Below are 12,891 nucleotides of genomic sequence, written 5' to 3' on the forward strand. Positions count from 1 at the left end.
GGCACCTTATTCCTGAAGAATTGCCGGACCCGACTGTGCAAACACTGCGCGCGTTTTTGCAGACCCGGGGCTGACGCTGCGCCGCTCCAGCCACACGGACGCGGCGAACACCACCAAGCCAAGCATTGACAGTGCCGCACCCACATAGCCGGTGGCGGCATAGCCAAACCCATTTGCAATGACCAGGCCGCCCAGCCAGGCGCCCAGCCCATTGGCCACATTGAAGGCCGAATGCATGGAGGCCGCGGCCAGCGTCTGGCCGTCTGCCGCCACGTCCATGAGGCGCGTCTGTATGGCGGGGCCTGCGGCAAACGTGCAACCGATCAGGAACACAAAAATGCACAGCAGCACCGGGTTGGCCGCAGTCAGACTGAACAGCGTCATCACCACGATGTTGAACACCAGCATGCCGCCTATGGTGCCCATCAGCGAGTGGTCGGCAAGTTTGGAGCCCACGATATTGCCCACATTCATGCCCACGCCAAACAGGAACATGATGAGCGGAATCAGGGCCACCGGCATGTGCGCCACTTCGGTGCTGGTGCTGGCGATGTACGAAAAAATCGAGAACATGCCGCCAAAGCCGGTGGCAGCCAGGGTCAGGGTCAAGAGCACCTGCGGGTGGGTAAAGGCCACCAGCTCGCGCATCACACTCGCACCTTCTGCAGGCTTGTCGCGTGGCAGGTATTTCCAGATCAGCGCGGCCGTCAGCGCGCCCATCAGCCCCACGGCCAGGAACATCGCGCGCCAACTCAGGGTCTGCCCAAAATAGGCCATGACCGGTGTGCCTGCCAGTGTGGCCACGGTCAGCCCCAGCATCACATAGCCCACCGCCCTGGTGCGCCTGGACACTGGCACCAGGGAGGCCGCCACCAGTGCCGACACGCCGAAGTAGGCGCCGTGCGGCAGGCCAGAGAAAAACCGCAACACGATGAAGCTCAGAAAGCTGGGCGCCACGGCACTGGCCAGATTGCCGATGGCAAAGACCAGCATCAAGATCAGCAGCAGGCTTCGGCGTGATGCCTTCGCGCCCGCCACGGCAATCAGCGGCGCACCCACCACCACACCCAGTGCATAGGCGCTGATCACATAGCCCGCCTGGGGCGTTGTCACCGAGAAGGTGCTGGCCACACCGGGCAGCAAACCCATGATGGCGAATTCGCCGGTGCCAATGCCAAAGCCGCCACAGGCCAGCGCGGCAATCACCAAGCCGATCTGCAGGTTTGTCAGTTGTGGGGGTGTGGCGGTGCCGCTGGGGCCCAGGTTGTTCATAGCAGGAGGGCCGTTGCAATGGTTCTTGAGGGCGCGATGTTAATGCCTATTGCCAAGAGACCGACCAATACGCGCGACTTTGCTGCTTGGCCAGCCGGTTTGGTTCAGAATCTGTCTGGTCATTCATCCAACGTGAGGGCACCCACCATGGTCAACAAGAACACCATTTGTCTCTGGTTCAACGGCAGCGCTCTGGAGGCGGCTACGTTCTACGCGCGGACATTCCCTGACAGCGCAATAGGCACGGTCTACCGTGCACCTGCCGACTACCCCGCAGGCAAAGCGGGCGATGTGCTGACGGTGGAGTTCACCGTGGCGGGTATCCCGTGCCTGGGCTTGAACGGCGGGCCGGGCGTGCTGCACAACCAGGCCTTCTCATTCCAGATTGCCACCGACAACCAGGAGGAAACCGACCGTTTGTGGCGCGCCATTATTGACAACGGCGGCCAGGCCAACGTGTGCGGCTGGTGCCAGGATAAATGGGGCCTGTCATGGCAGATCACCCCACGCGCCTTGATTGCCGGCATTGCCGATCCCGACCCTGCAGCAGCCAAACGCGTCTTTGAGGCCATGATGGAAATGGGCAAGATTGATATCGCTGCCATTGAAGCAGCGCGGCGCGGCTGACGAGGCTGGAAGGTCCTCAACTGCGTTCCAAGGTCTCCCTCGAGCGTGGACGCTTGCGGGAGATTTTCCTTGGAGCTTGACTGAAAAAATCAGTTGGAAGGCGCTGAAGCCTGGGGCATCACGATGATGGTGGTGCCATCGCCTGCCTTGCCCGTGCTGCCGGTGTTGCCGGTGGCGCCCGTATCACCGGTGGCACCGGTGCCGCCTGCGCTGCCAGTGTTTCCAGTACTGCCTGTGTTGCCAGTCGCACCGGTGGCGCCAGCCGGGCCTGCGGGGCCGGGTACGGCCACAGGTGCTGCGGGCACGGCAATCACGGTGGGGCGATCACAAGCAGCCAGACTGAGAGCGGCAACGACGGCGAGGAGGGGGAGTGTGTATTTCATTGGGAATCCTTTGTGGGTGAAGAAAAGTGGCACTGCAAAACCAAGCCATGGGTCATCAAAGGATGACTTTGGAATGTTCTTTGCTGCCTGCCTTCAAGCGTAGTGAGATACGCCCCCAAGTTCTGTGCGGCGGCGCACCCTGGCAAGGTCAGCTGTCTCAGTGGTGTGTCAGAACGATGCCGCCAACCCAAAAAAGTTCTCCAACCGCATTCGGATGGGTGTCTTGCACACGGCAAGGTTGCACCAGGATGGCTTGCCGAATACTTCGTCTAATACGAATAAACATTCAATTTAATGCTGATTTTTTGGAAGTAAAAAAGCAGCGAATATCCCTCCACGCGTGCTGCACGACCCGTGCATACAAGACACATGATTCTTGTTCCTCGCAACTGGAGGTGGTTTTATGGACATTCTGATTCCTTTCTTGTCGGCAGACTTCCTGGGCAAGCCCGCATGGATCTGGCTGACTTTTGTAACCATCGTGGTCGCGCTGCTGGCCTTTGACCTGGGCGTGCTGCACAAGGACGACCACGAGATCGGCGTGCGCGAAAGCCTGCTGCTGTCTGCGGGCTACATCAGCGCCGCGCTGGCCTTTGGTGCCTGGATCTGGTGGCAGCTCGGTGCGCAAAGCGGTATGGACTACTACACCGGCTTCATGATCGAGAAGTCGCTGTCCATGGACAACGTGTTTGTCATCGCGCTGATCTTCAGCTTCTTTGCGATTCCGCGGCAGTACCAGCACCGCGTGCTGTTCTGGGGCATCCTGGGGGTGATCGTGTTGCGCGCCATCATGATTGGTCTGGGCGCCACGCTGGTCAGCCAGTTCAGCTGGGTGCTGTACCTGTTTGGTGTCTTCCTGATTTTTACGGGCATCAAGATGTGGATCATTGCGGACCACGTTCCCGATATCGCCAACAACCCCTTGCTCAAGTTCCTCAAGCGCCACATGCGGGTGACCGAAGGCCTGCGGGGCAACGCCTTCTGGGTGAATGAGCCCGATCCGGCCACCGGCAAAGTGGTGCGCTTTGCCACCCCGCTGTTTCTGGCGCTGGTGCTGGTGGAGTTTGTGGACCTGGTGTTTGCGGTGGACTCGGTGCCTGCCATCTTCGCCATCACCACCGACCCGTTCATCGTCTACACGAGCAACATCTTCGCCATCCTGGGCCTGCGTGCCCTGTACTTTGCGCTGGCGGCCATGATCCACCGCTTCAAATACCTGAAGTACGCGCTGGCCCTGGTGCTGGTGTTTATCGGTAGCAAGATTTTCCTGGTCGGCTTCATCGGGAAGATTGATCCTCTGATCTCGCTTGGCGTGACCTTTGGCCTGATTGCCGGTGGTGTGGTGGTGTCCTTGTGGAAGACACGCGGCCAGCCCGCGCCCACTTCTACAACGACCTGATTTTTTAGAAAGACCGCTGTGGACATTTATTTCTTGTGGACCGCCAGTGCAGCACTCATCCTGATCGGCTTGGCAGGCACGGTGCTGCCCGTCTTGCCCGGCACGCTGCTGGTGTGGGGTGGTGTGCTGTTGGGCGCGTGGATCGACGACTTCACGCGGGTGAGTGTTGGCACCGTGGTGTTCATCAGTGTGCTGGCCTTGTTTGCCTGGGCGCTCGATTTTGTGGCGGGCTTGCTGGGGGCCAAGCGCGCAGGTGCGAGCAAGCAGGCCCTCATCGGCGCAGCCATTGGCACAGTGGTCGGGCTCTTCATGGGCCTGGTGGGGGTGCTCTTTATGCCTCTGGTAGGTGCGACCGTGGGCGAGTACTGGGCACAAAAAAGCCAGCACCGGGCGGCCAAGGTAGGCTTGGCCACCTGGCTGGGTCTGATGGTCGGCATGCTTGCCAAGGTGGTGCTGTCGTTTGTGATGGTTGGCATCTTCCTGGTAGCGCTTTGGGTTTGACGCCACCGCGTTGGCATTTATTGAATTACCGTTTTTGTACAAAGGGGTCTGCATAGTGGAAAAGGTTCTCTCAAGGGTTGGTTCCCTGCTCTATGGCATGCGCTTCACCATGCTGTTCTTTTACATCGGCCTGGTGGGCATCATCTTCGGCATCCTGGGCAAGTTCCTGCTGGAAACCTACAAGCTGATGAACACCTTGCTGTTTGGCCATCTGGAAAAGATCGACCTGATCATCAAGGTGCTGGAACTGGTGGACATGACGATGGTGGCGCAACTGGTTTGGGTGGTGGCGCTGGCCGGCGTGTCGCTGTTTGTGACCACCGGGCACTTTGACAAAGAGGACATCAAAAAGCCGGACTGGCTGGACCACGTCAACACCTACAACCTGAAGCTGAAGCTGGCCTTTGCCATCATCTCCATTTCGGGTGTGCATGCCCTGAAGACATACCTGAGTGGCGACCTGACGCTGGACAACATCCAGATCGTCACCATGGTGGCAGTCATTCACTTCATGTTCGTGCTGTCAGCGGTTGGCATTTCGTTTGCTGAACGGATGACCCGGGATCACAAGTGAATGGTGCCCTGGCGCAGACCCCTGGTGGCCCGCGCCGGGGCGCCAGATTCAGCCGCTGACCCAGGCCAGCAACCGGGTGGCCAGCACGGAGCCACCCCACCACAACAGCACCACCGAGGCCGCCGCGGCAAGGGTGACGCAGTAGCCGGCCAGCAGCATCAGGCCATCCCGCAGACGCAGGCCCCACGCAATCAGCACAATGGCCAGGGCGGGCAACACATTGTCAAACGTAATCACCGGTACGGGCACCGCCATGGACAGGCCTGCCAGGCCCAGCATCAGTGCGTTGAGCGTGCGTGCGGGTCTGTTGCTCAAGGCCAGCAGGCGGGGCCGGCCCACACGCGCAAAGAGGGCCAGCGCCCGGTGGATCATGCGGGCCAGCAGCGCTTTGACGCGCTCACCCAGCACCCGTTTGCCAAGCCACCGGGGCAAGGGCACCGCCCGACCCCGGAACAGCCCGATCGCCACCACCATGCCCAAGCCGCCCACCGCTGAAGCCATGCCCGGCAGCGCCACGGGGAACAGCAGCGGCATGGCCAGCAGGCCCAGCCAGACCAGCTGCCGCCGTGCACCCTGGCCCACGGTGTCGGCCACCGTATCGCCCATGGATGCGAGGTGGGCCGACGCAATACGGTTTACCGTGGAGCTGCGCCTGTCTTTCAGGCTTGCAGTTGGGGGAGGGGGAAACCTGGGATGTGTCACTGCTGTTTGTCCGGATGCAAATGGTCTGGATTGGAACAGTTTGACGGTCCTAAAAAAAGAAGCTTTTTCAGATCCTGAACATCGGGAAAAGCTGACCTTCCGACCCTGTCTTTGACGCACACTGCAAACCTCTCACCCTGCCAAACATACGACCCATGCCCAACACCCGCCAAGCCAACGCCGTTCGCCTAGAGTTCTCCCCCGGATGCCTTGTGCAAACCAATTTGTCGGGCGCCGCCTTCACCGACGACTGGCTGTGGGTGGCGGGCGACGAAGCCTGCGGCCTGGACCGGCTGCGCCGCCTGGAGGCAGTGGGCAGCGAGACCCTGCGCTATGGCGAGGTGCGTGATTTTCCGCTGGCCGACCTGCTGGACTTGCCCGGCACGCGGGAAGAAGAGGCCGATCTGGAAGGCATGGCCGTTGCCGATGGCTTCATGTGGGTGGTGGGCTCGCACGGCCTTAAACGCAAAAACGCCCAGCCCGAGCGCAGCCATGCGGCCAATGCCAAGCGGCTGGCCAAGCTGGCCCTGGACGGCAACCGCCGCCTGCTGGCCTGCCTTCCCATTGAGCCCGATGCCGATGGCCAGCCCTGCCTGGTAAGGCAGGCCCGGGACGGCAGAAAGGCCCTGCGCCTCAAGGGCGATGCACAGACCAACCAACTGACCCGCGCGCTGGCCGACGATCCGCACTTTGGCCCCTTCATGGCGATACCGGGCAAGGACAACGGCTTTGACATTGAGGGGCTGGCGGTGGATGGCCGCCGCTTGCTGCTGGGCCTGCGGGGCCCGGTGCTGCGCGGCTGGTCGGCACTGCTGGAAATCGAGGTCGAGGCCCAGGGCGAGTACCTGCGCCTGGTGCCCCTGGACGCCAAAGGCACGCTGGTGCGCAAGCACTTTTTGCAGCTTGATGGTCTGGGCATCCGTGACCTGCATTTTTCTGGCGATGATCTGTACATTCTGGCTGGGCCCACCATGGTGCTCAATGGCGACATCCGTGTTTTCAAGTGGCCCCAAGCCCGCACTGTGCTGAGAGACAACCAGGAGGTTGCGCGGTTTGAGGCAGCGCTGACCGAATCCATTGCCTTGCCCCACGGACGTGGCGTGAACCGTGCCGAGGCCTTCTGCGACCTGCCACCCGCCGTAGCCGGTGGCAAGCGCCGCTGGCTGGTGCTCTATGACGCACCGGGCCCCGAGCGCCGCGATGGCGAGCACACAGTTTTTGGCGACCTGCTGCGGCACGACTGATGGCGGGTGGCCCGCGTTTCGACCCCACGGCGCCGCTGCTGTTTGTTATCAACGCGTCTGCGGGCGCACACGACATGCATGCCAAGTGCCGGGTGATTCAAACCGCCCTGGCGCAGCATGGTCGCCAGGGCGAGCTGCGGGTGTGCAGCCCGGCAGACCTGCAGCGTGTGGCCTTTGAGGCGGCAACGGCTGCCGTGGCCAGCGGCTCCGCCGTGGTGGCAGTGGGTGGCGACGGCAGCCTGAGCACCGTGGCGCAAGCCGCCCACACGGCGGGTTGTGCCATGGGCGTGATTCCCTACGGCACCTTCAACTACTTTGCCCGCACGCACGGCATTCCCACCGACCCGGGGGCTGCGGTGCAGATGCTGATGCACGCGCAACCCGGCGCGGTGCAGGTGGCGGCCATCAACGAGCGGCTGTTTCTGGTCAACGCCAGCCTGGGCGTGTACCCCGAGCTGCTGCAAGACCGCGAGGCCTACAAGGCCCGCTTTGGCCGCAGCCGCTGGGTGGCCCTGCTGGCGGGCGTGGCGACCTTGCTACGCGCGCAGCGCCGGCTGCGTCTGCACATTGAAACCGGTGGCACGGCCCGCGACGTGCAAACCCTGACGCTTTTTGTCGGCAACAACCGGCTCCAACTGGCGCAGCTGGGCGCCGAGCCCGCCGACACGCTGGCCGGCACGCCCGGCCACGGCAGCATGGCGGCCCTGATGCTGCGGCCCATTGGCACGCTGGCCATGCTCAGGCTCCTACTGCACGGCGCCCTGGGCCGGCTGGGCGAGGCCGCCGGGGTGGAGAGCTTTGAGTTCCACCACATGGTGGTCCGCCCCCGCATGGCGCGCGGGCGCCGGGACGTGGTGGTGGCGTTTGACGGCGAGGTGGCACGCATGCGCGCGCCCATAGCCATCCGGGTGCTGGCCAAGCCCCTGTACCTGCTTCAGGCCCTGCCCAACATCGGTACGGCCAACGGCCCGGGGGGTGCGGCATGGGAGTGATGCTGCACCTCTCCGACACCCACTTTGGCACCGAGCAGCCACGGGTGGTGGAAGCCCTGGTGGCCTTGGCTGCGCAGCAGCGGCCCGACGTGGTGGTGCTGTCGGGCGACATCACCCAGCGCGCGCGGCCTGCGCAGTTCCGTGCGGCAAAGGCCTTTGTGGACCGGCTCGGTGCGCCGGTGCTGGCCATCCCCGGCAACCACGACATTGCGCTGTTGGATGTATGGGCCCGGTTGACCCGCCCCTATGCGCGTTACGCACAAGTTTTTGGGGCCGATCTGGAGCCTGTTGTGTCCTCGCCCGACTGGCTGATTGTGGGCGTCAACACAACCCGCGCGTGGCGCCACGTTCATGGCGAGGTATCGGCTGCCCAGATTGCGCGGGTGGCCACTGTGCTGAGTGCCGCCACGCCGGAGCAACTGCGCGTGGTGGTGGTGCACCAGCCGCTGGCCGTGCCCGCAGGCGGTGAAGCCAGCAACCTGTTGCGCGGCCACGCAGAGGCCACGCGGGCCTGGGCACAGGCCGGGGCTGACATCGTGATGGGCGGCCACATCCACCTGCCTTTCACGCTGCCACTGCAGGGCTTGGGGCGGCGGCTGTGTGTGGTGCAGGCCGGCACGGCCGTGTCCACCCGCACACGCCCGGGGGTGCCCAATTCGGTCAACCTGTTGCGCTGGGCGGACGCGGCGGGTACGCCGGAGCTTGCTATCGGTAATGAGCCTCCGCCTGCAGGACGCTGCCTGATTGAGCGCTGGGATTTTTCGGAGCGTCTGCAGGCGTTTGTGCGCGCAGAGGTTACGGTGGTGCAGCCTGAGCGCTAGATGTGAGGTATGCGATGCCTGGCTCCAAGACCAATGAACTCTCCCGCGCCAAAGTCCGAGCCGCTGTGCGTGCTTTGCCAAAGGACGGTGGCTATGTGTGGGATGGCGTCAACGAGGATGACCGTCCGTTGAGCAGCGAGGAATTCCGGCCCAAGCTGGCAGACGCGCATGAACGATGCCTTGCGCGATTGGCCGCAAAGCCACTCGCCGGTGTAAGGCCGGTTCCCATAGAGTGCAAAAGAAAACTAACAACCAGGGTGGACACAGCGCAATGGGGATCCCGGACTTTCAATCCTTGACGCTTCCTGTGCTCAAGGAATCTGCTGGCGGCGAGGTGCGCATCTCTGATGTTGTAGCTGTGCTGGAAGAATATTGCGAAGTTGGCAAGAGGGAGATCGCCTCATCAAACGCGAATTCCTGCACGGCCTCGTTCAGGGCCGGAAAGTTTGGCCCGAGAGCCGAACGCAAAACGTCCTGGTGCTGCAGCGTCCAATCGACGGCCGTCGGGTCGCTGTCACCCAGTAACCTTCGCAGTTGCTGCAGCGCATCGGATGTTGCCGCGCTGGGAGGCTGGGAGTCTGGCGGCGCTGTGGCCACGGAATCACCCACATGCAAGTGTGGCCGTACCGCGTTGGCCAGCGCCTCGGCCTCTATTTGCATGGCCTGCGTATCAGCTGCCTGGCCCTTGCTTGCCGACCTCTCCACTTCCCCGGCCAGCACAGCCAGTCCATTGGCTCCCAGATTGGCGCTCGATCCCTTGAGGGTGTGTGCCAGGCGTTCAGCCACAGGCCAATCCTGCAGGGCAATAGCTTGGTCCAAATCGGCCAGGCTGTTCGCCAGTCGACCTACAAATGTGGACAGCAGCTTGAAGTAGAGCGCTTGATTGCCCGCCACCCGATTCAAGGCCTGTGCCACATCCAGCCCCGGGATGCCTGCAAGTGCCGACGCAAAGGGCTGCTGTACGCTGTGCTTTGCTGTCGCTTTGACGGGCACCACTGGCGTGGCTCTGGTCGCCGAGAGCGTGCCCCCGATGCAGGTCAGCAAGACACGCCACAGCGCATCGGGCTCGATGGGCTTGGCGACGTAGCCGTTCATGCCCACCTCGACACAGCGGTCGCGGTCGCGTTGCATGGCATTGGCCGTCATGGCCACAATGGGCAGGGTGCCAAAGCCTGGCAAGGCACGGATGTGGCGCGTCGCTTCCAGGCCGTCCATGACCGGCATTTGCATATCCATCAACACCAGGTCGTAGGCCGTGGCCTGCACCCGGTCCAAGGCCTGCTGGCCATCGTCGGCCAGGTCGACCACAAAGCCCACGTCCTGCAGTAGCTCGGCGCCCACCTGCTGGTTCAGATCGTTGTCATCCACCAGCAGGATGCGCAGGCCTTGCAGCTTGCGAACTTCTTGTTCCAGCAGGCTTTGCCCCGGCGTGTCCGACAGGCCACGGCCTGAAACCATTCCACGGGCCTGTCCGCCCAGCGCATGCATCAGGCTGTCCAGCAGCAGCGCAGGCGATACCGGTTTCACCAGCACCTCATCCATGCCGACTTGCTCCGCCTGGCTCATTACTTCCTCGCGCCCGAAGGCCGTCACCAATACCTGTTTGGGGCAAGGTGCAAGTTGCATCTCGCGCACGCGGCGTGCGCCTTCCAGTCCGTCCATACCGGGCATCTGCCAGTCCCACAAAATCAGCTGGAAGGGCTTTGCAGACTGCGCGCGGCTGTGAATGGCTTGCAGTGCCGTCCGTGCGTCTGGCGCCTCTTCAACCACAAGACCTTGGTCAACCAGCATGTCCATCAGCACCATGCGGGCCTGCAGGTTATCGTCCACCACCAAGGCAGACAGGCCCTGCAACGCCCCGTACAAATGCGGCACCGGCACCATCTGGCCGCCCAGGCCCAACTTGGCGGTGAACCAGAAGCATGCCCCCTGGCCCAGCACGCTGTTCACGCCCACGTCACCACCCATCAAGGCCGCAAGACTTTTTGCAATGGCAAGGCCCAGCCCCGTGCCGCCAAACTTGCGGCTGGTGGACGTGTCGGCCTGGCTGAAGCTCTGGAACAGCTTGGCCATCTGCTCTTCGGACAGGCCAATGCCGGTGTCAATGACTTCAAAGCGCAGCTCTACAAACCCATCCGTGGCAGACAGCTTGCGCACCCGCAAACACACGGTTCCTGCCTCGGTAAATTTGATGGCGTTGTTGGTGTAGTTGATCAGTATCTGGCCCAGGCGCAGCGGATCACCCAGCAGGTTTTGCGGAATGTCCCGGCCCAGGTCGAAGACCAGTTCCAGATTGCGCTCGCGCACCCGGTCAGAGGCCATATTGGCCACGGTGTCCAGCACCTGTTGCAGGTCAAACGCCACATGCTCGACGTCGAGCTTGCCGGCCTCGATCTTGGAGAAGTCCAGGATGTCGTTGATGATGCCCAGCAAATGCCGCGCCGACTGGCTGATCTTCTGCAGGTAGTCGCGTTGCTTGTCACTCAGGTCGGTCTTCAAGGTCAGACGACTGATGCCGATGATGGCATTCATGGGCGTGCGGATCTCGTGGCTCATATTGGCCAGAAAGTCACCCTTGGCCCGGGTGGCAGCTTCGGCGGCTTCCAGAGCAAGAGCCAGTTCGCCGGCACTCTTGGCGGCCTCGGACTGGTGGGTGAGCAAGTTGGCCTGCATCACGGCCAGACGACCCATGACGCTGTGCTCGCTGAAATTGGATTGTTGCAAGTCGGCGCTCAGGTCCCCGCGGGCCACCCTGGCAATGGCCTGTTGCACGCTGTCAATCGTGCCGCCCATGACCCCCTGCAGTTTTTCAACAAAGTTGTTGAAACTGCCCGTGAGATCAGCGAATTCGGTGGTGTGGCTATGGGTCAGTCGGGTGGACAGATTGGCCTCCCCGGATGCGACGTCGGACAGCGCCACGCCCAGTTCCTTGATGGGCTTGATCACGACCCGCCGAAGGGCCCATACCATGACCAAAACAGTCGCCAGATTGAGTGCGGCAAACTGAAGCAAGGTGATCAGCAAGTCCTGCTGCAGGCTCTGCTGCACCTGCTTGTAACTCAGATACAGCGTGACAGCGCCTATCTTCTGGTGGGTCGTTTCATCGATGTACACCACATCAAATGTGCGGACCTCATCCGCCTGCGGGGCAACTGCGGGCGACGCGATGGCTGTGTGGTCACTGCGCACGCCGTGTATGAACGCCCCGCTTGCTTCCACCGTGATGCCAAGCAGAAAGGGCTCTTCGAGTTCGAGGGCAACGATTTGTGGAACGGCGGAGTAATGCACTTCCCATATGGCATTGACCAGACTGAGCGGAAGGCGTCGACCGAGTTTTTCAATCTGGGAGTGCACCGCATCCATGCGTGCAATTTTGTCGTTGCGGTAGTTGAGGTAAGCAAAGCCGCCGAATACACAGGTGGCCGCCACGACCACGAGCACCATAAAGCGGGTCTGTACCGACCGCCAATGCCTGGAAAACATGAGGTTGGCGTTTGTCTCAGCGCGCTCCTGGGCCTATACCGCTAGGGTATGTAATGGTGCAGGATGGCTGCATATTTGCCAGAGCTTTTCAGCTTGGCAAGCCCGTCATTGAACGCAGCGGCGGTCTCCCTGGACTTGAATGCCACCTTGTATTCGTTGATGGGAAACAATTCAGCGAATGCTTCCTGCTGGCTTACGTCTACATCTTTGATCTTGGACTTGAGGTCCTTGTAAATCGCGATATCCAGCACAATCACATCCACCCGCCCTGAGTACATCATCTTGATCATGTTCTCCAGTGAAGACAACTCGTCGTACTTGGAGTTGGCCCGGGCCATGGCAGCAAAGTCTTTTCCCAAATACAGATTGGCCTTTTGAAATGCCACGATGCGAAGCTTGCCCAGGTCGGCTATCGAGCCAATCTTGAGCCCACGCGATTTGAGCGAAATGGCGACGTTTTGGTAGGTGACGTGCACGGTCGAAAAAAAGGCACCAGGGAGTGCCGCACTTTCTGTCACCGGCGACATGGCGTCTACCGTACCGTCCGTGAAGCTGGCAATCATGCGTGAAAACGGCAGGTAGACAAACTTGATCTTGGTACCGGGTGGAAGTGCTCCCCGGATGATGTCAAGCTCAATGCCTTGCTCCCCTTCTGGAATGACGTAGGGAGACATGGGGCTGACTGCCAACCGCAACTCCTGTGCCGATGCAAAGTGGCTCAGGCCCAGAACCATCCATGCGATCCATCCCCATGTGATCAGCGCGCGGACCAAAGGGAAACGCGCATCCAGTGTTTTGCTCATAGCGAACACCTCAAAGTATTTAGGTGCGAATGAGTGTACATACGGGAGATTCATTGTCAAACTGAACCCTTGCGCGACATCAATGAATTG

At 61.7% G+C, this 12,891-nt stretch carries 12 protein-coding genes and 1 pseudogene; 8 read left to right on the top strand and 5 right to left on the bottom strand.

Annotated elements, in window-relative coordinates; all coding sequences use genetic code 11:
* Positions 1-6 precede the first annotated feature (6 nt).
* A complete protein-coding gene (locus tag DIC66_RS11135; protein WP_117177106.1) occupies positions 7-1,272 on the bottom strand; it encodes an MFS transporter in 1,266 nt (421 codons plus the stop codon).
* 147 nt (positions 1,273-1,419) lie between these two features.
* On the opposite strand from DIC66_RS11135, the gene DIC66_RS11140 reads away from it, so the two are divergent.
* Positions 1,420-1,899 (top strand): VOC family protein, encoded by a 480-nt coding sequence (locus DIC66_RS11140; RefSeq protein ID WP_117177108.1) that lies wholly within the window; start codon positions 1,420-1,422, stop codon positions 1,897-1,899.
* A gap of 89 nt (positions 1,900-1,988) precedes the next feature.
* Here the strand turns inward: DIC66_RS11140 and DIC66_RS11145 are convergent, their stop codons facing one another.
* The gene (locus tag DIC66_RS11145; protein ID WP_117177110.1) at positions 1,989-2,282 is read right to left on the bottom strand and encodes a hypothetical protein; all 294 of its coding nucleotides are present in this window, start codon (positions 2,280-2,282) and stop codon (positions 1,989-1,991) included.
* Positions 2,283-2,685: 403 nt separating this feature from the next.
* On the opposite strand from DIC66_RS11145, the gene DIC66_RS11150 reads away from it, so the two are divergent.
* From DIC66_RS11150 to DIC66_RS11160, 3 genes are all read left to right on the top strand, one after another.
* Entirely contained in the window at positions 2,686-3,681 is a 996-nt protein-coding gene (locus DIC66_RS11150) for a TerC family protein (RefSeq protein ID WP_117177112.1), read from the top strand.
* An 18-nt stretch (positions 3,682-3,699) separates the two neighbouring features.
* Positions 3,700-4,182, top strand: a complete 483-nt coding sequence (locus DIC66_RS11155; RefSeq protein ID WP_117177114.1) for a DUF456 domain-containing protein — start codon at positions 3,700-3,702, stop codon at positions 4,180-4,182.
* 97 nt (positions 4,183-4,279) lie between these two features.
* A complete protein-coding gene (locus tag DIC66_RS11160) occupies positions 4,280-4,756 on the top strand; it encodes a YqhA family protein (protein ID WP_275405221.1) in 477 nt (158 codons plus the stop codon).
* A 48-nt stretch (positions 4,757-4,804) separates the two neighbouring features.
* On the opposite strand, the gene DIC66_RS11165 is transcribed toward DIC66_RS11160, so the two are convergent.
* Complete coding sequence (locus tag DIC66_RS11165; protein WP_117177118.1) at positions 4,805-5,362, bottom strand: exopolysaccharide biosynthesis protein; 558 nt, start codon at positions 5,360-5,362, stop codon at positions 4,805-4,807.
* Positions 5,363-5,670: 308 nt separating this feature from the next.
* Here DIC66_RS11165 and DIC66_RS11170 point away from each other — a divergent pair, with 308 nt between their 5' ends.
* The 4 genes and pseudogenes from DIC66_RS11170 to DIC66_RS23755 all read left to right on the top strand — a co-directional run.
* Positions 5,671-6,702 (top strand): DUF3616 domain-containing protein, encoded by a 1,032-nt coding sequence (locus DIC66_RS11170; RefSeq protein ID WP_233505876.1) that lies wholly within the window; start codon positions 5,671-5,673, stop codon positions 6,700-6,702.
* Complete coding sequence (locus DIC66_RS11175) at positions 6,702-7,694, top strand: diacylglycerol/lipid kinase family protein (protein WP_117177122.1); 993 nt, start codon at positions 6,702-6,704, stop codon at positions 7,692-7,694. The genes DIC66_RS11170 and DIC66_RS11175 overlap by 1 nt, the downstream gene beginning before the upstream one ends.
* Entirely contained in the window at positions 7,694-8,515 is an 822-nt protein-coding gene (locus tag DIC66_RS11180; protein WP_338052491.1) for a metallophosphoesterase family protein, read from the top strand. Before DIC66_RS11175 ends, DIC66_RS11180 begins: the two co-directional genes overlap by 1 nt.
* Before the next feature lie 138 nt (positions 8,516-8,653).
* A pseudogene (locus DIC66_RS23755) lies at positions 8,654-8,731 on the top strand (BrnA antitoxin family protein); the annotation flags it as partial.
* A 72-nt stretch (positions 8,732-8,803) separates the two neighbouring features.
* On the opposite strand, the gene DIC66_RS11190 reads toward DIC66_RS23755, so the two are convergent.
* Positions 8,804-11,959: a response regulator gene (locus DIC66_RS11190; protein WP_158558891.1), complete on the bottom strand. Its 3,156-nt coding sequence runs from the start codon at positions 11,957-11,959 to the stop codon at positions 8,804-8,806.
* A gap of 80 nt (positions 11,960-12,039) precedes the next feature.
* Positions 12,040-12,801 (bottom strand): substrate-binding periplasmic protein, encoded by a 762-nt coding sequence (locus DIC66_RS11195; RefSeq protein ID WP_158558892.1) that lies wholly within the window; start codon positions 12,799-12,801, stop codon positions 12,040-12,042.
* Positions 12,802-12,891: the final 90 nt, after the last annotated feature.

Origin of the sequence: Rhodoferax lacus, from assembly GCF_003415675.1 — a bacterium.
Taxonomy (GTDB): Bacteria; Pseudomonadota; Gammaproteobacteria; order Burkholderiales; family Burkholderiaceae_C; genus Allorhodoferax; species Allorhodoferax lacus.